We start from the raw sequence: 21,027 nt of genomic DNA on the forward strand, positions 1-21,027 counted from the left end.
GCGGCCCGGACGGTTGCCAGCGCGGCGGCGGCGTCGTCCACGGCCGCGAGGGCCGCAGGCCGTGCGCCGGAGCCGTCGGGCCGCTGTCAGGGCGCCGGATCTGTCGGTGGCCGCGGCGGTCATCCGCGGCGCGCCTCGGCCCGACCGACCGCGCGGCTGCCCTTGCAGGACATCGAGCGCCATTCCGGGCCGCGTCGATACGTGCCGCGCCCGTCATGGCGACGCCCTCCGGACGCAGGACCCGTGCCGGCTCCCCGAATGCCGAAGCGGCATGTGCGGGTGCCTTCGCGCGCTGTTCGTCGCTTTCGGACATGCCGCGGATCTGCGGAGGCGGCACGGGTGGCGCTGAACGTGGCGGACCGGGTCGAGCGATGGACGCGCTCCGTTCGGCCCGCACGCCTCCCGAACCCGAACCCGGACCCGGACCCGGCCGCGTGTCGCCCCCGGCCCGCGGCCGGCGATGGGTCAGCCGAAGGCGCTCGGCCCGAGGGTCGAGCCGGCGGCAGGGCGCGGCGGTGCCGGCATCCACCTGAGCCGCGCCGGGTGCGCGCGGGCGCGGCGGCGGCGTCGTCCACGGCCGCGAGGGCCGCAGGCCGTGCGCCGGATCCGTCGGGGGCCGCGGCGGTCATCCGCGGCGCGCGGGCGCGGCCGGCGCTGCGGCTCGGACAGCTTCGCGACGGGCGCGGCGGTGCCGGCGTCGATATGCGCCGGGCCGGATGCGCGCGGGCGCGGCCGGTGCTGCGGCTCGGACAGCTTCGCAAACGGCGTGGCCGAGGATGAGAGGAACTCGTCGAAGCGGTCGGGCGACCGACGGCGGAGCGCCCCCAATCGCGCATCGCTGGCGTGATGTGGCCCGCGACGGTTGCCGCGTCCACGCGGGCCTCGGCCTCGTGGCCGGACATGCGGGCGGACCGGTCGCGATGGGCGCGCATCAGCTCGGCGACGGCTGCGGCGGGCACGGAGCGGGCCGGGTCCGGAGCGGCGCGGTTCGCGGACATCCTTTCGTCCGGGACGGCGCGGATCGCGTCGATGCCTGCATCCCCGGGCCGAGGGCGGCGGCGATCCGGGCGCGGCCGGCCGGTCGGGTCCCGGGGTCCATGGCGGTCTTTCGGCGGGACTGGGCGGTGAGCTCGAGGGTCGTCGCGCGGACGAGACCCGCGCCCTTGACGCGCGGGATCTTGCCGTCGGGGCGGGGGTGGAGACGGGGCTCGGGCAGCGGTCCTCCCGCGCCGCGATCAGCTCTCACGCCCGCGCCGTCCGCCCGTCGCGGCCCCGGAGCCCGTCCGGCCCGGCGACCGGTTCCCCGATCCAGCCCGCGGCCGGGACCGGCCCGTTCTTGCGAAGCGCGAGGTGGGCCGAGGGGTGCGCATGGTCCACGGACGGGTCCACACCCCGGTCGCGGGTGCGCCGGATGACCGCGGCCGGATCGTCCGTCCGGTCGCGCCGCCCGGCACGGCTTGCCGGAGCGATGTTCGCGCCGGTGCTCCTCGGGCGTTGTGGCGGGCGGCTTGAACGGAGTGTTTCGGGGGCGTTGAACATCCCCTTCAAGGGCGGATGCAAGAGCGGCGCGAGCGGTGGCCAGCGCGGCTGCGGCCTCATCCAGAGCGGCGAGGGCCTTAGTCATCGGATCGGGCGTATCGGTCACGTCTTGGCTCTATTGGTAGGGCGGCACGGGAGACGCGCCGACCGGGATGAGGTGGACGGGCCGGGTCCGCGCCGTGCCGTCCGGCAGGCGCTGCGCTTGGCGGATGGCGGCCGGGGCGGCCATGGTCGGCCCGCCGGGAGCGGGGTCACGACCGGCTCGGCCGTCGCCTTGCGGGGTTGGAACCGGATCCACCCCGGCCCCGGCATTCGCCCCGGCATCGCGGGCGCGGTCCTCCATCTCCCGCCGGTCTCGGTCAGCTCGGTATCGAGGATGTGCAGCGCGTCGTCTTCCAGCTTCGGCGGGACGACCACGGTGTTCGGCGTGACGCCCGGGATGCGGCCCTTGCCGCGGCGCGGGCGCCTCATCGCGGTGCGGGCGGAGACCTCGTTCCGGACCCGTGCGCGGGGCCTTCGAGGCGAAGCCGAGATGCCACGGGCCGAAGCCCGCATGCACCCGCGCGCGGACGCCGCAGAGGACCTCGCCGGTCATGAAGACATGCGCATCGCCGGGGCGGTTGATCGCGTTGAACCCGTCCCGGTCGAGCCGTGGATCCGGTCACACCCGCCATGTGAACGCGCGTCGCGCGGGCGTGCTCTTCGGACAGGTGCAGCTTGCCTTTCGCGACATGCAGCAGCGCGATCTGCCGCCTGGCGATGCTCATGGCGCGGGCGTGTCGAAGAGATACCAGGCCGGACCCGGCGTGCCGGACGTGCCGCCATCGCAATTGCCGACGGTCCGCATCCACGGTCGGGCGATCGGCGTCGAAGACCGCCTGACCGTCATGGCAGAGCGCCGAGGCTCCGGGTTCCAGCAGGCCGTAGAGGGGCTCTTCGGGAGGCAGCCGCGCGGTGTGGCCCGTCCCGGCGATCATCGGCTTGAAGATGCCCAGGCGGTCGTCGTCGAAGTCCTCGCGCCGGATGTTCAAGGTGCTCTCGAACGCGCGGTTCGCGCGGAGGGCGGCATCCATGTTTCGATAGTATTCCTCGGGCACCGCGTCGCGCGGTGCGGCAATCGTGTCTCGAAGTGGCGCGCCAAACCGCCCGACCACAATCTTCGCCGGGGCGGACTCGGGCGGCGCGGCCGGAATGCTCAGATCGCGCTGCGCTATCGCGGCCGCGAACTCGGCCTGGTCGAGATAGGCGTTGGCCTCTTCCGCCATTGCCGCATCCTTCCGGTAGCGTCGCCGTTCGGGAACCTTCGCGGCTGTCGTATGTGCCGCGTTCGATGGCGGCGATGCCTTCGCAGATGAGCGCGCCGTCTTCATCGAAGGCCAGCGCCGGTTCCGCCAAAACATCGGGATTGCGGCCCAGAAGGATGCGCTGCCCTTTCCGTGATAGGGCAGAAGCGCGTCCATCGTGAGCGGCCCGCCATAGGTCCAGTTGTCGACTCGGACGCGCCCGCTGCGATCCATCGCCACAGGCGTACAGGTCGGGCTGCCAAGGTGAGCCTGGCGCGCGGTGGGCGTGCGCGTGATCCGGCTTTCCAGCCCCGCCGCGAAGACTGGGGCATAGAACCGGCCCCGCGCGCCCGGTTGCGACCGCCCGGTTCGGCATTGTGCCGGGCGATCTCGCGCGTCACGATCTTGCGATATGGACGGGCGTCACGTCCGCGCTCGGCGCGGCCCCCGGAGTGTGCCCTGCATGGGCACCATCCATCTTGGGCCTGTCGTCGATCACCCGCGACAACGCCGCGGAGGTGCGTCCGGCGATCTTCGCCCGGACATTGCCGGGCAAGGCAAGGTGCAGGTGGATACGCGGATGATGGCAGACGCCAAGCGGCTGAACGCGTTCGGTTGTCCTGCCTGCATTGCGGAAGCGGTGGACGTTCCCGCCAGCGACCGGGTGGCCCGCAACGGCCGATCCGTTGTCGGTATAGAGACGGTCGAAGATCCCGTGCCGCTCGCAGGCGCGCAGGATCAGTTGGACCGTCTCGACCCACGTTTTCCGATCTGGCGAGCGTCCAGACGTTGCTTGAAGAGGCGATAACTTCAGATGAACTGGAAGGCGTCGAGCCTGCCGGCGATGCGTGGAAGAACTTGACCGGGCGACGTGCGTACGAACACGCTTGGCGGCTACGTCCTGCCCGAACAGACGGCTGCGAGAGCCGCCGGCATGAAAATTGCGACAGGGTAGCGTCAATCGTTGGGGTCTAGAGCATGATGAGATTAGCTTGAAGCGTATCCAGTATTGGCGAGGTAGTTCGCGCACTCCTGTGGGCTGAAGCGGTCGAGCAGTGTCCCGATCCTGCGCCACGTTGCCTCCATTGTGCGCTCGGCTGCGTTGCGGAGCATGTGTTTGAGCTTCGAGAAGACCTGTTCAATCGGGTTCAGGTCGGGGCTGTAGGGCGGCAGAAAAAGTAGATGCGCTTTCGCGTTACGGATCGCCTGCCGCACGGCTTGCCCTTTGTGGCTGCCCAGATTGTCCATAACCACCACATCGCCCGGGCGCAGGGTTGGGACGAGCACGTGCGCGACATAAGCCCGGAACGCTTCGCCGTTGACGGGACCGTCCAAAACAAAGGGCGCGTCGATCCGATCATGACGCAGCGCTGCGATAAAGGTCATGGTGCGCCAGTGACCATGCGGGGCCCGCCCGATCAGGCGTTCACCTCTGGGAGCCCAGCCGCGCAGCGGGGCCATGTTGGTCTTGGCCCAGGTTTCATCAATGAACACGAGACGACGGGGGTCGATCCGGCCCTGGTGCCGCTTCCAGCGCACACGGCGGCGGCTCACGTCGGGGCGGTTCTGCTCCTCGGCGAGTTGGGTCTTTTTTTGAACGAGTAGCCCGTGCGGCGCACGAAGGCCCAGACGGTGCGGTAGTCGACCTTGAGCCCGCGCTCGGCCAGTTCCACCACCAGTCCGCGCAGTGTGAACGGCTCCGTTATCCGCTCCAGAAGCCACGCCTCATGCCCGCCTGCAATCTTGCGTGGCGGGTGGCCGCCTGTCCCTGCCGGAGCGCAACTCCCGGTCGCACGCAAACGCTGCGACCACTTCACAACACTGGACGGAGCCACATCCAGGGCCGCTGCGACCTGACGCACGCTCTCGCCCCCCAACAGCCGCGCCATTGCCCTCTCTCGAAGGTCCATTGAAAGTGCTCTACCCACTACTCGCCCTCCATCTTGTGGTCGGCAACAGTGAATCACCAAAATGCAGGCCTGTGAATCCTCTATCGATTCAGGCTGATTTCATCCCGCTCTAGTTTCTATCTTAGGCTTTCCTGACTCTGAACAAACAATCGCAGGGCGGCGTTTAATAATCTGGAGCTCGAGTCGGAATGTTACAACTACAACTCCCGTAACTTCCTACAATTCGGGAAGCGCTTCAGCTTATTCTGGCGGATCAAGTGCCTACGGAAGCTATTCGGGAACGACAACATCGTACGTTCCGACAACCGTCAACTATAACTGTACGATTAAAGTTCAAATTGATGAACAAAATAGGATCATTCAGCACAATTTTGATGGTAATATTGGTGGTTGTCAGCGTTATGCTCGCGCAATTCGGCAGGCATTACCAGAAGTTAGCGAAATGTCTTAAAAAGATCAATTTCAAGCTAACATTGCATCAGACGACTAATTGCCATATAGGTACAAAAGTCAGTTCGCAGCAAAGGTCTGCGCGTTGAGTTTTCTCAGAGCCCAGTGCGCAGGTATTGTCTTTGTTTCCGCAGTCTGTTCCATGGACTGAAAAAAAAGAGCGCGACCTTGCAGCCGCGCTCTCACATCTCACCCTCGCCACCCTCACAACCGCTTCTTCACCGTCCGTGCCGCGCCTTTCGCCAGTTGGCTCTCGGCGCTGCCGCTGCCGGTGGAGCGTGTGGTGGACCGGCGGCGCGAGCCGCCGAAGAGGGATCGGATCAGTCGTTTCAGCATGGGGGCCTCCAGTTTACTCTTCACTGGGCAGCCAACGCCCGTTGGGGGCAGGCTGTTCCGGATCGGCCCAGCTGGAGCCGTCGGGGCGGGTCACGCCGGGCACCGAACCGGTGCGGCGCATCTCTTTCCGCCAGGCGGAAAACTCGCGCTCGAACATCTCGGCCTTGGCGATCCGGAGCTGCGCATAGGTCGCCAGGATCCGGTTGATCCGCGCCTGATAGCCCTGGCCCATGGCGCGGTAGAACGCCGCCACGCTCGCGTCGAGGCGCAGGGTGACATGCACCTTCTTCTCGCGCACGTCCAGATCGTCGTGGAGGGTGCGCCACGCGTCCGGGCAGAGGTCGCGGATCAGGTCGTCCACCACGCTCTCGTCCTCCAGCGCGCGGAGGTTGCGGTACATGCGCTCCGTGGCGAAGCGCTCGGTCTTGGTCATGCGTCTGGTCATGGGCCGCAGACTGCCCCCGAAACGTAAAGAGGGCGCGAACGATGCGTTCGCGCCCTCCTACAACTCTCCTACAGGACTCCGACCGGAGTCCGAGGCGATCTTACATGAGTTCCAGGTTGGTCGCCGACTGGCGGCCGTCACGGCCGGATTCCAGGTCGAAGCTGACTTTCTGATCGTCGCTGAGGCCGGTCAGGCCGGCACGCTCGACGGCCGAGATGTGGACGAACACGTCCTTGCCGCCCTCGTCGGGGGCGATGAAGCCGAAGCCCTTGGTGGTGTTGAACCATTTCACGGTGCCAGTTGCCATCGTGAGATCTCCTATAGTTTTCAACCTGTTCGCGTTAGTGCAACAGCATGGCGAAGTGTGCCCGGATCGAGTGCGCTGTAGCTCCGCAAAGGGAAAAGACAGAGATCGATAGAGGTAGCTTGCGCCCCACCTATGGCATGACGGCGTAACGGAGTCCAGCTTCGGCGCACGGATCGGCCAATCTTCGCCGGAATTCAGCAAATATCAACCTAAAGTTGATAGATACCCGAAAAAACGCCGGAAAAGTTTCTCTTAAAGTGTATTTTCGGCCTGCAATCCGCGCAAAATCTCCCGGCAACGGCCTGCAAAGGCTTGACCCGACATCGCAATTTCCGCACAACCTCCATGACCCGCCGAACCGCTGCCGATCCGGCGTCAAGATTGTTCTTTCCGAAACTTCGATTCTGTGGCTCAATCGCCGCAGACGTCGGATTACAGCAGACGGATCGCAGGACCATGAGACTCATCATCCTCGCCAGCCTCGCGTTCGCCCTTCCGGTCGCCGTCGTGGCCTTCTACCTGGGCAATTTCGCGATCCTGATGGCGCTCAGCGGATACGTCACAATCGCAAGCGTTGCGCTCTTCATCGGCGTCCTGCGCGGCATCGGCACCGGCGCGGCGCTCGAGCGGGGCTGATCACAGGACCGCCAGGATCTCGTCTGTCAGGGCGTCCATCTCGGCCGTCCAGCTGCCCTTGCCCTTTTCCAGCACGCCCTTTCCCTGGCCCAGGCTTTCGGCATAGATCACGCGGTTCCCCAGCACCGTTGCGGCCCGGCGCACCCCGCGTTCCTGCAGCGCCCTCTCCACATCGTCGGAGACCCGCGTTCCGGCCTTGAAGCGGTTGAGCACCACCAGCGACGGCACATCGACCCTCTCGGCCAGTTCCAGGATCGAATCCAGCGCCCAGAGATCGACCTGGCTGGTGGCCACCGGCACCACCACCAGCGATGTTTCGCGCAAGGCCGGGCGCAAGTCGCTGTCCACCTTGGGCGGCGTGTCGACGATGACGAAATCATGGGCTTTCCGCAGCTTCTTGCACTCGTACCCCGCGCCCCAGGCACTGGCGGTGCCGAACTCCATTCCCGGATCGCCCGCTTCCTCGCGGGTGATGAACCAGTGCCCGAGGGAGCCCTGCGGATCGGTGTCCAGAACGGCCACCGCATGTCCCGCCCGGCTCAGCGCCACGGCCAGGTTCACCGCAAGCGTGGTCTTGCCCGCCCCGCCCTTCTGTTGCGCTACGGTGATCACATGTCCCATGCCGGTCCTCCTGGGGTGCCGCAGCGCAGAGTAGACGCGGGTGCACGCAAGGGCAATCGCCCGTCGCCTGCTGACGCATTCCGTCCGGTGGGAGCCCCAACGACATCGACCTGTCACGTGAAGCGCGGCAGGTCCTGGCGATTGTGCGATAGATCGTTAGAGCCAATATCGGGAAAACACACCGGCTCTCTGAGACTTTTTCTCGGCGATATTACTTTCCTGCCTGAACGGACTCTGTTACACAAAGCTTTTAATACCCGAGATTCCCCTTTCCCCGGACGGATTCATCCCACGGCCTCTGTGACAGGGATGCCAAGGGCGGTGTAGCCGTTCATGACGGCGATGCGGACCTGGACTTCCGCGACTTGTCGGTCGAAGTCCCGCGCCATGAGGCGCTGCCCCAGCAATTTAACGCAGTGCATCTTGGTTTCGACGCGGCTTCGGCGGTGGTATCCGCTCCAGTTTCGCCAGATCGCGCGACCGAGATATTTCGAAGCTCGCAGGGCCTCGTTTCTGGCCACGGCACCCGCAGTGACGGTCTTCCACGGCTTGGCGTTCTTGCGGGGTGGGATGACGGCATTCGCCCCGCGGTCAGCGATGGCGTCGTGGCATTTGCGGGTATCATAGGCACCGTCTGCAGTGACGCTGCCGATCGCCTCGTCCGCCGGAATCTGGTTGAGCAGATCGGGCATCACCGGCGCATCACCGATGTGGCTTCCGGTAATCTCGAGCGCCCGAACCTCCAGCGTTTGGTCGTCGATCCCAAGATGGATCTTGCGCCAAACCCGCCGCTTGGGCCCACCATGCTTGCGTGCGTTCCACTCGCCTTCACCCTCGACCTTGATGCCCGTGCTATCGATCAGGAGATGCACTGGGCCGTTGGAGCCACGATACGGGATGTTCACGGCCAGCGTTTTCTGGCGGCGCGATAGCGTGCTGAAGTCGGGCACCGCCCAGTTCAAACCGATCAGACGCAACAGGCTCTCGACGAACCCGGTCGTCTGGCGCAACGCCATGCCAAACAGAACCTTCATCGTCAGGCATGTCTGGATGGCGGTATCGCTGTAGGTTGGCTGTCGGCCGCGTTTGCCGGTCGGCGCAGCATCCCAGATCATCTCTGGGTCAAACCAGATCGTCAGCGAGCCACGGCGCTTGAGCGCTTCATTATAGGCCGGCCAGTTCTTGGTCTTGTAGGTTGGCGGTGTGGGTCTGCTCATGTCGTCCAGCTACCACGCTGGACTCACGACATGAATCCCTCACCGGGTTTGTGCAACAGAGCCGATCCGTGACAGGGGTGATCGGCATCGTGCTTTTCTCAGTATCCCAGGGCGCAGCCGTCCTTGCGCGGATCCGATCCGCCTTCGAGCACGCCCAGGTCATGGTCGATGCGGATGGCCTGCGCGCCGCCGATGGCGGTGTCGGGGATCACGACCTCGTGGCCCTTGTCGGCGAGTGCCTGGCGGACGGCATCGGTATAGCCACGCTCCACCTTGAGCTTGCCGCCGTCGGCGAAGCTGCGGGGCGCATCGATCGCGGCCTGGGGACAGAGGCCGAAATCCACGATTCCGGATAGGAACCGCGCGTGGCCGTTCGGCTGATAGGCGCCGCCCATGACACCGAACGGCATGTCGATCCGTCCGTCTCTGGCCAGCATCGCCGGGATGATCGTGTGCATCGGGCGCTTGCCGCCCGCGGCCTCGTTCGGGTGGCCCGCCTCCAGCGTGAAGCCTGCCCCGCGGTTCTGAAACAGGATGCCGAAGCGGTCCGAGGCGAGGCCGGAGCCGAACCCGTGGAAGATCGAGTAAATCAGCGACACGGCCATCCGGTCCGAGTCAACCACCGTGATATAGACGGTATCCTTGTGCACGGCTTCCGACAATTCTGCAGGTGCGGCCATGGCGCGGTCGGGGTCGATCCGGGCCGCGAGCGCGCGGGCGGTGTCCGGGGACAGCATATGGGCCAGGCGGGTCGTGTAATCGGCATCCGCGACGAAGCGGTCGCGCGCGTCATAGGCCAGTTTCGCGGCCTCCGCCTCCAGGTGCACGCGTTCGGCGCCCAGCGGCTCCATGGTGGCGATGTCGAACTCGGCCAGGATATTGGCCAGCAGGATCGCGGTGGCGCCCTGGCCATTGGGCGGATGTTCGACCAGCTCCGCGCCGCGATAGGCGCCGCGGATCGGATCGGCGTAGGTGGCGGCGCAGGCGGCGAAATCCTCCATCCGGTGGGTCCCGCCCATCGCGGCCAGGCTATCCACCATGTCCTGCGCGATTTCGCCCTCATAGAACGCGCTGCGGCCGTCCGTGGCGACGCGGCGCAGGATCTCGGCCTGATGGGGCGCGCGGAAAAGCTGACCCTCCCGCGGGACGGTCCCGTTCACAAGATAATGCGACCGCGCCGCGCCCGTCAGTGTCTCCGCGTCCAGGCGCCAGTCGAAGGCGACGCGGTGGGTCACCGGGATCCCGGCTTCCGCATAGTGGATGGCAGGGGCGAGAGACGTGGCAAGTCCGGCGCGGCCATGGTCGGCGGAGAGACGGCAGAATGCGTCGATGGCGCCCGGTATCGTGACCGCATGGGCGTCATGGAGCGGCATCGCGCGATGCCCGGCGGCCCGCAGGGCGTCCGCGTCGAGCCCGGCCGGCGCCCGGCCCGACCCGTTCAGCGCCAGGACCGTGCCATCCGGCTTGGCGATCAGGGCAAAGCAATCGCCGCCGATCCCGGTCATCTGCGGCTCTGCCAGCCCGAGAAGGACGGCGCCCGCGATGGCAGCGTCCACGGCGTTCCCGCCGGATTCAAGGATCTGTACCGCCACCTTCGCGGCCAGCGGGTGGGACGTTGCGCACATCCCGTTGGTGGCGAAAACCGGCGATCTGCCGGGGAGGTGAAAGTCTCTCATAGCGGCCTTTCGCGCTGTGGTCCGGCGCAAGCTAGGCCGCGTCAGACCGAAAGGAAAGGCGCCGGCCGCCTTGTGTCAGACGGCGCGCATGCGGCGGGTCAGATCGACCTTGAACCGCAGTACGTTCTTCTGCCCCTCCCGCGTGTAGGACATCTCGCTCGTCAGGGTGCGAATGAGATACCAGCCAAAGCCGCCTTCCGGCAGGGAGGCGATGCAGCCGTCGCTTGGCGGCAGGTCGATGCCCAGAAGGTCGCTGCCCGGAATCGGTTGGCCCCCGTCGATGACCGTGCAGGTCAGCCGGTCGCTTTCCTGGAGCAGGCGCAATTCGATGATGCCGTCCTCGCGTCCCGCATAGGCGTGTTCGGCGATGTTGTTGAACACCTCCGCCATCACCAGCTCTGTCTGGATCGCATCGTCGTCGCCCATGCCCATGTCCCGCAGCCCGCCCAGGGTAGAGACGAGGGCATCACGGACCGCCATCGGCAGCGCCGGGAAGATGATCCGCAATTCTCTGCGTCCGTTCGAGCGGGCGACGGCCCGAAGGGTGACGCCGGTCGTGTGCGACTCAGCGGGCATGAAGCCGATCCTCGACCGGAACCGGCGGAATGAAGGGGAGATCGGTGTGGATGGTCAGCACCCTATCCATATGCGTAAGCGTGAACACCTTGATGACGGCGGGGTTCAGGCGCGCAAGTTCCAGTTGCGACCGCGGGGCGAGCAGTTTCATCGCGCCAATGACGGCACCCAGGCCGGAGCTGTCCAGAAACATGACCTCACCCAGATCCAGGATCACGCGATCCGGGGCGTCGCATGCGAGATCCCGGATCGCGTCCTTGAACTGCACGGCAACGGCCGCGTCGAGCCTGTCTTCCAGCACCCGGACCACCAGCGTCTGGGGAGTCGATTCGGTCTCGAGTCTCATGTGGCCTCCAGTGGTTGCGCGTTCAACTTACGTGCTCGTATGCTAACAGCCGCTTAACAACGGGCGACATGGGGAACGACATGCAGATCGACTACGCGGCCCTTGCCGCGCGCGTGGCTAGCCTCACGGAGGCGGAGACCGACCCGGCCGCCCTCATGGCGACCGTGGCCTGTGAGATACATCAGAGCGATGCGCGATTCGACTGGACCGGGTTCTACCGCGTGACCGCGCCCGGAGAGCTGAAGATCGGGCCCTATCAGGGCGGGCACGGCTGCCTGACGATCCCGTTCGACAGGGGTGTCTGCGGCGCCGCGGCCCGGTCGGGCGAGGTGCAGATCGTGCCGGACGTCACCGCGTTCGAAGGCCATATCGCCTGCGCAGGCTCGACCCGGAGCGAGATCGTCCTGCCGGTGCGGGACGGCGGCGGCCAGATCATCGCGGTGCTCGACATCGACAGCGACCAGCCGGATGCGTTCGGCGAGGCAGATGCGGAGGGGCTTGGGCGGATCCTGGATGCCACGTTCTGTCGTCTCTGACTACCTGCCGCCCGACGGGCCGCCGAGGGTGCTCCATGCGGATGCCGATCTGCTGGCGGTGGAAAAGCCCGCCGGGCTTTTGTCCGTGCCGGGCAAGGGTGCGGCGCTTGCCGACTGCCTGATCGCGCGGCTGGAGGATGAGTTTCCCGGTGTTCTGCTGGTTCACCGGCTGGACCGCGACACGTCCGGCGTCATGGTCTTCGCGCGCAACGCCCATGCCCAGAGGCACCTGGGTCTGCAGTTCGAGAAGCGGCAGACGTCGAAGAGCTACGTGGCGCGGGTGGCGGGTGCGGTCGCCGGCGCGCACGGGCGCGTGGACCTGCCGCTCTGCGTGGACTGGGAGAACCGCCCGCGCCAGCATGTGAACCACGAAAAGGGCCGCGCGGCTCGGACGGACTGGGCCGTGGAGGCGCGCAGCGGCGACGAGACCCGGCTGCGGCTGCGGCCGGTCACGGGCCGCTCGCACCAGTTGCGGGTGCATATGCTGTCGCTGGGCCACCCGATCCTGGGCGACACGCTCTATGCCGAAGGGGCGGCGCGGGACTGGCCGCGGATGATGCTCCATGCCGAAGTGCTGGAGCTGCGCCATCCGACCGGAGGGCGGGCGATGCGCTTTGCGGCACCTGCACCGTTCTGAGCGGACCGCACCCATGGACCCGCGAAAACCCGCTTTTCGGCGCGTCGGATTTCCGTAGGAGGTCTGTAGGAGTTCCGTAAGAGTTCCGCTCGCTGCCGGACGACCGCAGAGCGCGGCGGCAGGCCGGGCCGTCAGACCAGGAACGCGCGGACCGCGTCGATTTCGGACTGGGGAACCTCATGGCCGCCGGGATGCCAGGCGAGCAGGCAGTCGGCCTTCTGGGCGGTGAACCAGTCGGCCAGTCCCTGGGTCATCCCCGGCGGGCAGATCGGGTCCGCCCTGCCGGCGGTGATGAGGACGCGCGTCATGGCCAGCTCCGGCTGCGGGTCCGGCAGCCAGGGGATCAGCGGATGCATCAGCACCATCGCGTCGAAGATGTCGGGCTCGGCCATGGCCGTCGCGGCCAGGATGTTGGCGCCGTTGGAATAGCCGATCCCGGTGACGTGGGCGGCATCGGTACGGGCGATTTCCCGGCGCAGGAACGCCGCCATGGCGTCAACGCGCAGGGCCAGGTCCTCCATGTCGTAGACCCCTTCGGCCGTGCGGCGGAAAAAGCGCATCGCACCGCCCTCCGACACGTCGCCCTGCGGAGAGACCGCGTGGGCCTCAGGCAGGAAGGTCCGCGCCAGTCCGTGCAACTGCGACGCGTCGGCCCCGGTGGCGTGGAAGGTAACCGCCAGCCGGCCATCGCTACCGGCGTCGCGCAAAGCCTCATATCCCATCGTGCCGCCGCCCCCTGCGCTGTCCGCGTTCCATTCGACCTAGCGCCCCGCGTCGAGGGGGACGAGCTGTTTCTCCAGCCGGTCGCGCAGATGCTCGTGCCGGGCGGGCAGCTTCAGCGCGGTGCCCAGCGTCTCCGGCGGCTCGTCGCGGTCGAAGCCGGGCTCGTCGGTTGCGATCTCGAAGAGGATGCCGCCGGGGCTGCGGAAATAGATCGCCCAGAAGTAGTCCCGGTCGATGACCGGCGTGACGTCGAACCCGTGGTCGGTCAGCGCCGTCCGGACGTCGAGCTGGCGGGCGCGGGTGTCCACGGAAAAGGCGATGTGGTGGACCGATCCGGCGCCCTGGCGGGCATCGGGCGCGTCGGGGCGGGCGATCAGGTCCACGGCCCCGGCCCGGCCGCCGTCGATGGCGAAGCGGGTGGCCGCTCCGTCCCGCGCCGTCTCCCGGTAGCCCATGAGGCGCAGCAGATCCGCCGTGCCGGCGGTGTCGCGCAGGACCGCGGCGACGGAGTGAAAGCCGCGGATCGCGCGGTCGGGGGCGACGGCGGCCGTCGCGGCGGGGCGGGGATCGTCGCTCTCGACCAGCAGGAACGCGTCGCCGTCCGGGGCAAAGACGGCCACGGCGGGCGCGCCGAACGGGTCCGCGGAGACGCCGGTTCCAAGCCGGTCGGCCCAGAACGGGGCCGCACCCTGCGGGATCGCCAGGCGGACCTCTGCCACCTCTCCCGTGCCGCGGCGGCCGGGCGCGGCGCCGGGAAACGGAAAGTAGGTCATGGCGGTGCCGGGCCGGCCCAGATCGTCGCCGTAGTAGAGGTGATAGATGTCCGGCGCGTCGAAATTCACCGTCTTCTTGACCCGCCGCAGACCCAGCGTGCCGGTCCAGAATCCGTCGATGGCCCGCGGATCCGAGCCGATGGTCGTGACGTGGTGCAATCCGTTGATCTCAGTGAGCATGACGTTCCTCCTGTCGTCCGGGGACATAGGGCGCCGCGAAACCGCACGCCATACCGTTTTCGGCATAGGCGGGGTGCGCCTGCGCACATGGTCCCGCGGTGGAACCCCGGCTCTTTTCGTGCCGCACCCATTTGCGGCGGCGTGCCTGGCCACTACGTCAGTGGCAATGCTGTCAAAGGAGGATTCCATGGGACTTCGCATCAACGATACGGCCCCCGACTTCACCGCCGATTCCACGGAAGGGGAAATCCGCTTTCACGACTGGATCGGCGACGGCTACGCGGTGCTCTTCAGCCACCCAAAGGACTTCACCCCGGTCTGCACGACCGAGCTGGGGATGATGGCGGGGATGGCCGATGCCTTCGCCGAGCGGAACGCCAAGATCATCGGGGTCTCCGTCGATCCGGTGGACGACCATCACAAGTGGAAGTCCGACATCCACAGCTATACCGGCAATTCGGTGGCCTATCCGATGATCGGCGACCCGGAGATGAAGGTGGCCAAGCTCTACGACATGCTTCCGGCGGAGGCCGATGGCGACCCGCAGAGCCGCACGCCCGCCGACAACGCCACGGTCCGCACGGTGTTCATCATCGGGCCGGACAAGAAGGTGAAACTGTCGATGACCTACCCCATGACCACGGGACGGAATTTCGACGAGATCCTGCGCGCGCTGGATTCGATCCGGCTGACGGCCGAGCACAAGGTGGCGACGCCCGCCGGCTGGACCCGCGGCGACGACGTGATCATCACCGGGGCCGTGTCCGATGAGGAGGCCAGGGAGAAGTTCGGCGGTTTCGACCAGAAGCTGCCCTATCTGCGCACGACGAAACAGCCGGGCTGACACCGGCGTCCGCCCGGACGCGGGGGGCCGCGCTCGCGGTGCGTCGGATGCCGTTGCCGGTGCGCAGCGCCGCCGCCGTGAGGGGCGCGGCGATCCGCCGGGCGGCGACGGGGGCCGGCCGGTCCGGTCGGAGGGCGCCGTGCCGGCGGAACGGCCGCGGCGGACCGCGACGCGGGGGCCTGATGCGGCATCTCGCCAAGCCCGGCGGTGTCGCGTAGGTGCCGGGCATGGACAGCAACCTCAGAGGGATCGGGATCGCGCTTTTCGGCGCCCTGGTGATCGTGCCCGACACGCTGCTGATGCGCCTGTCGGGATTGTCGGCGGCGCAGATGGTGGCGTGGCGGGGTCTGCTGATGGCCGCGGCGCTCTGGTCGGTGTGGCTGGTGTTGTCGCGCGACCGGCGCGGAGATCTTGCGGCGCTCGCCACGCCCGCGGGGCTGGGTGCGGCGGCGTGCCAGGCCGCGAACGCCAGCCTCTTCGCCTACGGGATCGCCCATGCGCCCGTGGCGGTCGTGCTGGTGGCCGTGGCGACGGTGCCGCTGCTGTCGGGGCTGCTGGGGGCGATGGCTCTGGGCGACCGCATGACCCCGAGCACGCTGGCCGCATCGGCGGTGGTGCTGGGGGGGATCGCGCTGTCGGTGTCCGGTGGCGGCGGCGCGGGCGGGCAGGGCAGCGCGCTGTTCGGGGCCGTCGCCGGGCTGGGCGTGGCGGCGATCCTGGCGGCGACCTTCACCATCTTTCGGGCGGCGCCGGATCTGCCGGTGCTGTCGACCATGGGCGCCGGCGCGCTGGCGGCCGGGCTGGCCGCGGCGCTGTCGGTGGAGTCCATGACCCGCACCGACGGCTGGCTGCCGGCGATCTGGATCGCGGGGCTGGTGATCCTGCCGGTATCGTTCACCGCCTTCAACGTCGCGTCCCGCTACACCGTGGCCGCGAACGTGAGCCTGCTGCTGTTGCTGGAGACCGTGCTGGGCCCGCTCGCGGTCTGGGCCGCGATCGGCGAGGCGGTGGGCCCCAGGGCGCTTCTGGGGGGCGGCGTCGTGGTCGCGACCCTGGCCGTCTATCTGTGGGACCAGCGGCGGCGGACGATCCGGGGCCGCCGCGCCGCGGCCCTCTACCCGTCGTCGGCGGCGCCCAGGTAGCGGCGGGTCAGCGCGCCCCAGTTCGGGCTGCGCACATAGGCCAGCAGCGCACGGTTCAGACGCTCCCGCAGGTCGGAGCCTTCGGGAAGGGCGATGCCGTAATCCTGACGCCCCAGGGTGTCCTCCAGGACGCGGACCCGGCCCTCGCGCGCTTCCCGGGCGGTGAAGAGCAGAAGGGGCCGGTCGTGAACGAAGGCGTCGATGCGGCCGGCTTCCAGCGCGTCGAGCCCGGCGGCGACGCTGTCGTAGCCGGCCGCGTCGATGCGCCGTTCCGCCAGATCGTCCAAGCCGGAGCTGTCCGCCACCGCGCCGACCCGCACCGAATCGAGGTCCGACAACCCCGCGACCCGTCCGCCGAGCTGGCCTACGGTCAGCGACGCGGCGATGGCGGCGGTGAAGCTGGCGACGATGATCATGGCGGTGAACATCCAGACCAGTCCGACGATCCGGCCGCCCAGGGTGCGCGGGCTCTTGTCGCCGTAGCCTACGGTGGTCATGGTGACCGCCGCCCACCAGAATCCGTCGCCGAGCCCCTTGACCGGCGCGCGGGGAAATTCGTCCGGGTTGCCGCGACGCTCGAAGAACCAGACCGCGGCGCCCGCGGCAAGAAGCACCGCGGACAGTCCGGCCAGCACCGCCAGGAACTGCCAGGTGAAGAAGTTGCGGACCACCCGCAGCCAGCCGCCGTCGGCGCCGGGATCGACCGCGATGCCAAGGCCGGTGGAGTAGAACGGAAAGGTGAAATCCACACGCTCCTCACGCGCGGGGGTGATCGACAGCGCGGCCACCGCGGCGCCGTACCGCCCGTCCGCGGTGCCGGCGATCATGTCGTCGAGGCTTGCCTCTTCCAGCCGGTAGGACAGGTCCAGCTCATCGGCCAGCGCGGCCCACATCTCCAGCGCGATGCCGGTCCATTCGCCATCCGCGCCGCGGAAGGCAAAGGGCGGGGCCTCACGGGTTGCGACGATGAGCGTGTCGGGCGCGGTGCCGGTTTCGGTCGGCCCGCCCAGGGCGGGCTGGCTGGCCGAGGGCGACTCCTCCTGCGCGGACAGGGGCGTGGCAAGAAGGGCGGCGGCGAAAAGGACTGTTCTGATCATGGCGCGACGCTAGACCGGGCGCGCGGCGCGGTCAAAGCCCGGTGCCCGGGCGGTGGCGGCCGGCAGCGAAGAACGGGCAGACGCGATGTCTGCCCGTTCAGGAGTCCCGGTCGGGGGTCCGGGCCGGCGGCGCGTCATCCGCGCCCGGCGAAGGCCTGCGCATCTCAGGCGCCGTAGACGGCGCGATGGGCGATGCGGTTGGCATCCTTGCGGTCGATGTCGAGATCGAGCGCCACGTCGAGGGGCAGGTTGCGAAGCTCCCGGGCGGTGCGGAGGTAGGCGGCGCGCTTGCTGAAGCGGTTGACGAAAGACATTGGTCGGCTCCTTGGTCGATGTGGCCGGTATCGGTACCGGTACCGCTCACATCTTCGTTCCGGAGCCTGTTTTCAATCGACGGACAGGCAGAGGCGCCATGCACGGTACGCATGGCGCCGACCGGATGCCGCGCCGCCGGCGCTCAGAGGATCATCAGGCGGATGCCGTAGGCAATCACCGCCAGCGCGCCGACGCCAAAGACCCAGAGCGCCACGAACCATGCCAGTTTCCGCAGCATCAGTGGTAGCCTTCGCCCTTCTCCATCTTGCCGCGGAACACGTAGTAGGCATAGGCGGTATAGCCCAGGATCAGCGGCACCAGGACGACCGCGCCCACGAACATGAACAGCTGCGACTTGTACGGGCTGGCGGCGTCGTAGATCGTGACCTCCGTCGGGATCACGTAGGGCCACATGCTGACCCCCAGCCCGACGAAGCACAGGCCGAACAGGCCCAGCACCAGGACGAAGGGCATCCAGTCGTTCGCCTCGTTGTAGAGTTCGCGGGCCAGCAGGACGATGAAGCCCGCGACCAGCACCGGGATCGGTGAGACCTGGAGGATCTCGGGCCAGGCGAACCAGCGCTGGAAGTACGCGGCCTCCAGGAACGGTGTCCAGAGCGACACGATGCCGATGAACCCCACCGTGACGAAGCCCAGCAGGCGGGCGATACGGCGGGATTTGTCACGAAGCTCGCCACTGGTTTTCCAGTTGAGCCAGCAGGCCCCCAGAAGTCCGTAGCCGGCGACCACCGCAAGACCGCAGATCACGGTGAACGGCGTCAGCCAGTCCCACCAGCCGCCGCCGTACTGGCGCCCGTCGACGTCGATCCCCTGCAGCAGCGCCCCCAGGGTGATGCCCTGCGCCAGCGCCGCCACGGTCGAGCCGCCGATGAACGCCCAGTCCCAGAACCGCCGGGTGAAGGCCGAATTCGCGCGCCAGCGGAACTCGAACGCGACGCCGCGGAACACCAGGGCCAGCAGCATGGCGATGATCGGCGGATAGAGCGCGGGCATGATGATCGCATAGGCCAGGGGAAAGGCGGCGAAGAGCCCGCCGCCGCCCAGCACCAGCCAGGTTTCGTTCCCGTCCCAGACCGGCGCCACGGTGTTCATCATCAGGTCGCGGTCTTCCTTGGCCGGAAACGCGGGGTAGAGGATCCCGATGCCCAGGTCGAACCCGTCGAGCACCACGTAGACATAGACGGCGAAAGCCAGGAGGAGGGCCCAGGCGACCGTCAGGTCGAGGCTGATGTCCATGGTCTGTCCTTACTCTGCTGGGCTGACTTCGGGACCGGCGCCCGGTGTGATGCCGGCGGTCCGGATCGGACCCGAGGTGTCGCTTTCCGGCTCGCCGATCTCGGGCGCCTTGGCCATGAGCTTGAAAAGATACATGATCCCCGCGCCGAAGACGAAGAAATAGATCACCACGAAAGCCATGAGCGACGCGCCCACCGCCTGCGCCGCGATCGGCGAGACCGACTCTCCGGTGCGCATCAGCCCGTATATGGTGTAGGGCTGCCGGCCGACCTCCGTGGTGACCCAGCCGGCGATGATCGCGACCAGGCCCGACGGCGCCATCAGCAGCGCGGCGCGGTGAAGCCACCGGTCATAGTGCAGGTTGCCCCGGTAGCGCGACCAGAGCGACCAGAACCCGACGACGACCATGAGCATCCCCAGGCCGACCATGATGCGGAACGACCAGAAGACGACGGCGACCGGAGGCTCGTCCGCATCGGGCACGGTGTCCAGCCCGTCCATGGAGGCATTCCAGCCCTTGCCCAGGATCGGACCGCCGAGCTTGGGGATTTCGACCTTGTAGCGTACTATACCTGCCTCCTGGTCCGGAATGCCGAACAGGATCAGCGGGATGCCGTTATCGTAGCTTTGGAGATGGCCCTCCATCGCCAGCACCTTGTTCGGCTGATACTCATAGGTGTTCAGCCCCTGCTCATGGCCCAGGAACACCTGCAGGGGCGCGACCACAGCGGCCATCCACATGGCCATGGAGAACATGATCTTGACGCCGCGGTTGGTCTGGCGCCCGCGCAGCAGGTGCCAGGCGCCGACGCCGCCGACGATGAACGCGGTGCCCAGATAGGCCGCCGTCAGCGTATGGGCGAGACGGTAGGGGAAGGACGGCGAGAAGATGATCGCCAGCCAGTCGTCGGGCAGGAACTGGCCGTTCTCGCCCATGACGAAGCCCTGGGGCGTGTGCATCCACGAGTTCACCGACAGGATCCAGGTGGCCGAGATCGCCGTGCCCACGGCGACCATCAGCGTGGCGAACATGTGCAGCCGGGGGCCGACCTTTTCCCGGCCGAAGAGCATGATGCCCAGGAACCCGGCCTCCAGGAAGAAGGCGGTGAGCACCTCATAGGCCATGAGCGGACCGATCACCGGCCCCGCCCGGTCCGAGAACACCGACCAGTTGGTGCCGAACTGGTAGGACATGACGATTCCGGACACGACGCCCATGGCGAAGGAGATCGCGAAGATCTTCACCCAGTACTTGAAGAGCCTGAGATAGACGCGGTCCCCGGTCTTCAGCCACATCCCGTTCAGCACGGCCAGATAGCTTGCCAGTCCGATCGAGAAGGCGGGGAAGATGAAGTGAAACGCGATGGTGAATGCGAACTGTATCCGCGCCAGCATCAATGCGTCGAGACCGAGGAAGGTATCCATCGCATGGGCCCTTTTATGAGATGATGCCCGTTAGATAGCCATCCGGCCGGGGGAGTCCACGCAGCGGCGGCGCTGCGTGATGTCGCAGTTGCCGCGCAGGAGGCGGGCGGCGGGACGCAGGGCGCCCCGCCGCCCGGGGCGCGTCAGACCATCTTGGGGTAGAGCACCACGGTCGTGTCCATGGGCACCTGGTCGTAGAGGATCTTGACATGCTCGTTGAGCAGGCCCGCGCAGCCGTTCGACACGGCGCGTCCGATGGTGCTGGGGTCCGACGTGCCGTGGATGCGCAGGAAGGTGTCGCCGCGGCCCGGCTCGAACAGGTAGAGGGCGCGGGCGCCCAGCGGGTTGTCGATGCCGCCCTCCATGCCGTCCTCTGCGAACTGGGCGTATTTCTCCGGCTCGCGCTCGATCATCCCGGGCGTCGGCTTCCAGGACGGCCACTCCTTCTTGGCGCCGACGTAGTAGCGGCCGGGCTCATACAGACCCTCGCGCCCGACGCGGATCCCGTAGCGCCAGGCCTGCTGGTTAGGCAGGGTCCAGAAGAGCTGGAAATGGTCGGGAAACACGTGCACCTCACCGACCGGGAGCGGCTGGCGCAGCGTCACCAGGGCGGGTTGCAGCCGGGGCGGAAGCGTTTGGGCGGATGCGGCAGAGCCCAGCAGGCTGGCGCCCAGGGCCGCAAGGCCGGTGGTCATGAACTCTCTTCTTTGCATGGCGAAATCCCTTTTTTCTCAGCCGTTCGGAGGCAACACTTAA

At 67.6% G+C, this 21,027-nt stretch carries 25 protein-coding genes and 1 pseudogene; 6 read left to right on the top strand and 20 right to left on the bottom strand.

From position 1 onward, the window contains the following. Positions 1-119: 119 nt before the first annotated feature. The 3 genes and pseudogenes from KW83_RS22005 to KW83_RS22015 form a co-directional block, all read right to left on the bottom strand. Entirely contained in the window at positions 120-998 is an 879-nt protein-coding gene (locus tag KW83_RS22005) for a phage protease (protein ID WP_152563607.1), read from the bottom strand. A 643-nt stretch (positions 999-1,641) separates the two neighbouring features. Then, on the bottom strand, positions 1,642-2,094 hold the full coding sequence (locus KW83_RS22010; RefSeq protein WP_407667875.1) for a Mu-like prophage major head subunit gpT family protein: 453 nt from the start codon (positions 2,092-2,094) through the stop codon (positions 1,642-1,644). Between the two features lie 338 nt (positions 2,095-2,432). Next, a pseudogene (locus KW83_RS22015) lies at positions 2,433-3,056 on the bottom strand (Mu-like prophage major head subunit gpT family protein); the annotation flags it as partial. Between the two features lie 229 nt (positions 3,057-3,285). Here KW83_RS22015 and KW83_RS15010 point away from each other — a divergent pair. Further along, positions 3,286-3,630, top strand: a complete 345-nt coding sequence (locus KW83_RS15010; RefSeq protein WP_036180538.1) for a hypothetical protein — start codon at positions 3,286-3,288, stop codon at positions 3,628-3,630. Between the two features lie 179 nt (positions 3,631-3,809). On the opposite strand, the gene KW83_RS20095 is transcribed toward KW83_RS15010, so the two are convergent. From KW83_RS20095 to KW83_RS15030, 4 genes are all read right to left on the bottom strand, one after another. Beyond that, positions 3,810-4,750 (bottom strand): IS630 family transposase gene (locus KW83_RS20095; protein ID WP_161785428.1). Its coding sequence is split into 2 segments (ribosomal slippage): positions 3,810-4,415 and positions 4,418-4,750, totalling 939 coding nucleotides; the frame shifts between segments, so codons are not numbered across the junction. A 636-nt stretch (positions 4,751-5,386) separates the two neighbouring features. Further along, the gene (locus tag KW83_RS21730) at positions 5,387-5,518 is read right to left on the bottom strand and encodes a hypothetical protein (RefSeq protein WP_268745549.1); all 132 of its coding nucleotides are present in this window, start codon (positions 5,516-5,518) and stop codon (positions 5,387-5,389) included. A gap of 13 nt (positions 5,519-5,531) precedes the next feature. Then, on the bottom strand, positions 5,532-5,951 hold the full coding sequence (locus tag KW83_RS20100) for a BrnA antitoxin family protein (protein WP_235191435.1): 420 nt from the start codon (positions 5,949-5,951) through the stop codon (positions 5,532-5,534). A 112-nt stretch (positions 5,952-6,063) separates the two neighbouring features. Next, positions 6,064-6,270: a cold-shock protein gene (locus tag KW83_RS15030; protein ID WP_036180540.1), complete on the bottom strand. Its 207-nt coding sequence runs from the start codon at positions 6,268-6,270 to the stop codon at positions 6,064-6,066. A gap of 456 nt (positions 6,271-6,726) precedes the next feature. Between KW83_RS15030 and KW83_RS15035 the strand changes: the two genes are divergently transcribed. Next, complete coding sequence (locus tag KW83_RS15035) at positions 6,727-6,906, top strand: hypothetical protein (RefSeq protein ID WP_036180543.1); 180 nt, start codon at positions 6,727-6,729, stop codon at positions 6,904-6,906. Here the strand turns inward: KW83_RS15035 and parA are convergent, their stop codons facing one another. From parA to KW83_RS15060, 5 genes are all read right to left on the bottom strand, one after another. Continuing rightward, a complete protein-coding gene (gene parA / locus KW83_RS15040; RefSeq protein ID WP_036180545.1) occupies positions 6,907-7,527 on the bottom strand; it encodes a ParA family partition ATPase in 621 nt (206 codons plus the stop codon). Between the two features lie 284 nt (positions 7,528-7,811). Beyond that, positions 7,812-8,744, bottom strand: coding sequence for an IS5 family transposase (locus KW83_RS15045; RefSeq protein ID WP_036172902.1), 933 nt, complete (start codon positions 8,742-8,744; stop codon positions 7,812-7,814). A 98-nt stretch (positions 8,745-8,842) separates the two neighbouring features. After that, positions 8,843-10,420, bottom strand: coding sequence for a gamma-glutamyltransferase family protein (locus tag KW83_RS15050; RefSeq protein ID WP_036180547.1), 1,578 nt, complete (start codon positions 10,418-10,420; stop codon positions 8,843-8,845). A gap of 75 nt (positions 10,421-10,495) precedes the next feature. Continuing rightward, positions 10,496-10,996, bottom strand: coding sequence for an ATP-binding protein (locus KW83_RS15055; protein ID WP_036180550.1), 501 nt, complete (start codon positions 10,994-10,996; stop codon positions 10,496-10,498). Continuing rightward, positions 10,986-11,342: an STAS domain-containing protein gene (locus KW83_RS15060; RefSeq protein WP_051928552.1), complete on the bottom strand. Its 357-nt coding sequence runs from the start codon at positions 11,340-11,342 to the stop codon at positions 10,986-10,988. Before KW83_RS15060 ends, KW83_RS15055 begins: the two co-directional genes overlap by 11 nt. A gap of 80 nt (positions 11,343-11,422) precedes the next feature. Between KW83_RS15060 and KW83_RS15065 the strand changes: the two genes are divergently transcribed. Further along, complete coding sequence (locus KW83_RS15065; RefSeq protein WP_036180553.1) at positions 11,423-11,878, top strand: GAF domain-containing protein; 456 nt, start codon at positions 11,423-11,425, stop codon at positions 11,876-11,878. Further along, positions 11,856-12,515: an RluA family pseudouridine synthase gene (locus tag KW83_RS15070; RefSeq protein ID WP_036180555.1), complete on the top strand. Its 660-nt coding sequence runs from the start codon at positions 11,856-11,858 to the stop codon at positions 12,513-12,515. The genes KW83_RS15065 and KW83_RS15070 overlap by 23 nt, the downstream gene beginning before the upstream one ends. Before the next feature lie 131 nt (positions 12,516-12,646). Here KW83_RS15070 and KW83_RS15075 read toward each other — a convergent pair whose 3' ends face one another. Beyond that, positions 12,647-13,237: an alpha/beta hydrolase gene (locus KW83_RS15075; protein ID WP_036180557.1), complete on the bottom strand. Its 591-nt coding sequence runs from the start codon at positions 13,235-13,237 to the stop codon at positions 12,647-12,649. A 39-nt stretch (positions 13,238-13,276) separates the two neighbouring features. Beyond that, positions 13,277-14,191, bottom strand: coding sequence for a VOC family protein (locus tag KW83_RS15080; RefSeq protein ID WP_036180559.1), 915 nt, complete (start codon positions 14,189-14,191; stop codon positions 13,277-13,279). A 187-nt stretch (positions 14,192-14,378) separates the two neighbouring features. Here KW83_RS15080 and KW83_RS15085 point away from each other — a divergent pair, with 187 nt between their 5' ends. After that, positions 14,379-15,035, top strand: coding sequence for a peroxiredoxin (locus KW83_RS15085; protein ID WP_036180562.1), 657 nt, complete (start codon positions 14,379-14,381; stop codon positions 15,033-15,035). A gap of 227 nt (positions 15,036-15,262) precedes the next feature. Continuing rightward, positions 15,263-16,177: a DMT family transporter gene (locus tag KW83_RS15090; RefSeq protein ID WP_051928553.1), complete on the top strand. Its 915-nt coding sequence runs from the start codon at positions 15,263-15,265 to the stop codon at positions 16,175-16,177. On the opposite strand, the gene KW83_RS15095 is transcribed toward KW83_RS15090, so the two are convergent. From KW83_RS15095 to KW83_RS15110, 6 genes are all read right to left on the bottom strand, one after another. Continuing rightward, positions 16,150-17,274 carry a transporter substrate-binding domain-containing protein gene (locus tag KW83_RS15095; protein ID WP_036180564.1) on the bottom strand — a complete coding sequence of 375 codons (1,125 nt, stop codon included), beginning with the start codon at positions 17,272-17,274 and terminating at the stop codon, positions 16,150-16,152. The genes KW83_RS15090 and KW83_RS15095 overlap by 28 nt on opposite strands. A 164-nt stretch (positions 17,275-17,438) precedes the next feature. Beyond that, the gene (locus KW83_RS21225) at positions 17,439-17,588 is read right to left on the bottom strand and encodes a hypothetical protein (protein WP_200879694.1); all 150 of its coding nucleotides are present in this window, start codon (positions 17,586-17,588) and stop codon (positions 17,439-17,441) included. A gap of 143 nt (positions 17,589-17,731) precedes the next feature. Then, the gene (locus KW83_RS20710; protein WP_152563610.1) at positions 17,732-17,827 is read right to left on the bottom strand and encodes a DUF2474 domain-containing protein; all 96 of its coding nucleotides are present in this window, start codon (positions 17,825-17,827) and stop codon (positions 17,732-17,734) included. Then, positions 17,827-18,846, bottom strand: coding sequence for a cytochrome d ubiquinol oxidase subunit II (gene cydB / locus KW83_RS15100; RefSeq protein ID WP_036180565.1), 1,020 nt, complete (start codon positions 18,844-18,846; stop codon positions 17,827-17,829). The genes KW83_RS20710 and cydB overlap by 1 nt, the downstream gene beginning before the upstream one ends. Positions 18,847-18,855: 9 nt before the next feature. Continuing rightward, positions 18,856-20,271, bottom strand: coding sequence for a cytochrome ubiquinol oxidase subunit I (locus tag KW83_RS15105; protein WP_036180568.1), 1,416 nt, complete (start codon positions 20,269-20,271; stop codon positions 18,856-18,858). A gap of 143 nt (positions 20,272-20,414) precedes the next feature. Further along, positions 20,415-20,984: a L,D-transpeptidase gene (locus KW83_RS15110; protein WP_036180570.1), complete on the bottom strand. Its 570-nt coding sequence runs from the start codon at positions 20,982-20,984 to the stop codon at positions 20,415-20,417. Positions 20,985-21,027 lie beyond the last annotated feature (43 nt).

Source organism: Palleronia rufa, assembly GCF_000743715.1.
In the GTDB taxonomy this organism is placed as follows: Bacteria; Pseudomonadota; Alphaproteobacteria; order Rhodobacterales; family Rhodobacteraceae; genus Palleronia; species Palleronia rufa.

Coding starts and splice junctions, on each gene's coding strand:
- KW83_RS15110 (WP_036180570.1), bottom strand. CDS start 20,984: ATGCAAAGAAGAGAGTTCATGACCACCGGCCTTGCGGCCCTGGGCGCC.
- KW83_RS15045 (WP_036172902.1), bottom strand. CDS start 8,744: ATGAGCAGACCCACACCGCCAACCTACAAGACCAAGAACTGGCCGGCC.
- KW83_RS15060 (WP_051928552.1), bottom strand. CDS start 11,342: ATGAGACTCGAGACCGAATCGACTCCCCAGACGCTGGTGGTCCGGGTG.
- KW83_RS15035 (WP_036180543.1), top strand. CDS start 6,727: ATGAGACTCATCATCCTCGCCAGCCTCGCGTTCGCCCTTCCGGTCGCC.
- KW83_RS15010 (WP_036180538.1), top strand. CDS start 3,286: ATGGGCACCATCCATCTTGGGCCTGTCGTCGATCACCCGCGACAACGC.
- KW83_RS22005 (WP_152563607.1), bottom strand. CDS start 998: ATGTCCGCGAACCGCGCCGCTCCGGACCCGGCCCGCTCCGTGCCCGCC.
- KW83_RS15075 (WP_036180557.1), bottom strand. CDS start 13,237: ATGGGATATGAGGCTTTGCGCGACGCCGGTAGCGATGGCCGGCTGGCG.
- KW83_RS15105 (WP_036180568.1), bottom strand. CDS start 20,271: ATGGATACCTTCCTCGGTCTCGACGCATTGATGCTGGCGCGGATACAG.
- KW83_RS21225 (WP_200879694.1), bottom strand. CDS start 17,588: ATGTCTTTCGTCAACCGCTTCAGCAAGCGCGCCGCCTACCTCCGCACC.
- KW83_RS15095 (WP_036180564.1), bottom strand. CDS start 17,274: ATGATCAGAACAGTCCTTTTCGCCGCCGCCCTTCTTGCCACGCCCCTG.
- KW83_RS15070 (WP_036180555.1), top strand. CDS start 11,856: ATGCCACGTTCTGTCGTCTCTGACTACCTGCCGCCCGACGGGCCGCCG.
- KW83_RS15055 (WP_036180550.1), bottom strand. CDS start 10,996: ATGCCCGCTGAGTCGCACACGACCGGCGTCACCCTTCGGGCCGTCGCC.
- KW83_RS15085 (WP_036180562.1), top strand. CDS start 14,379: ATGGGACTTCGCATCAACGATACGGCCCCCGACTTCACCGCCGATTCC.
- KW83_RS15030 (WP_036180540.1), bottom strand. CDS start 6,270: ATGGCAACTGGCACCGTGAAATGGTTCAACACCACCAAGGGCTTCGGC.
- KW83_RS15050 (WP_036180547.1), bottom strand. CDS start 10,420: ATGAGAGACTTTCACCTCCCCGGCAGATCGCCGGTTTTCGCCACCAAC.
- KW83_RS15090 (WP_051928553.1), top strand. CDS start 15,263: ATGGACAGCAACCTCAGAGGGATCGGGATCGCGCTTTTCGGCGCCCTG.
- parA (WP_036180545.1), bottom strand. CDS start 7,527: ATGGGACATGTGATCACCGTAGCGCAACAGAAGGGCGGGGCGGGCAAG.
- KW83_RS21730 (WP_268745549.1), bottom strand. CDS start 5,518: ATGCTGAAACGACTGATCCGATCCCTCTTCGGCGGCTCGCGCCGCCGG.
- KW83_RS20100 (WP_235191435.1), bottom strand. CDS start 5,951: ATGACCAAGACCGAGCGCTTCGCCACGGAGCGCATGTACCGCAACCTC.
- KW83_RS15080 (WP_036180559.1), bottom strand. CDS start 14,191: ATGCTCACTGAGATCAACGGATTGCACCACGTCACGACCATCGGCTCG.
- KW83_RS15065 (WP_036180553.1), top strand. CDS start 11,423: ATGCAGATCGACTACGCGGCCCTTGCCGCGCGCGTGGCTAGCCTCACG.
- KW83_RS22010 (WP_407667875.1), bottom strand. CDS start 2,094: ATGCGGGCTTCGGCCCGTGGCATCTCGGCTTCGCCTCGAAGGCCCCGC.
- KW83_RS20710 (WP_152563610.1), bottom strand. CDS start 17,827: ATGCTGCGGAAACTGGCATGGTTCGTGGCGCTCTGGGTCTTTGGCGTC.
- cydB (WP_036180565.1), bottom strand. CDS start 18,846: ATGGACATCAGCCTCGACCTGACGGTCGCCTGGGCCCTCCTCCTGGCT.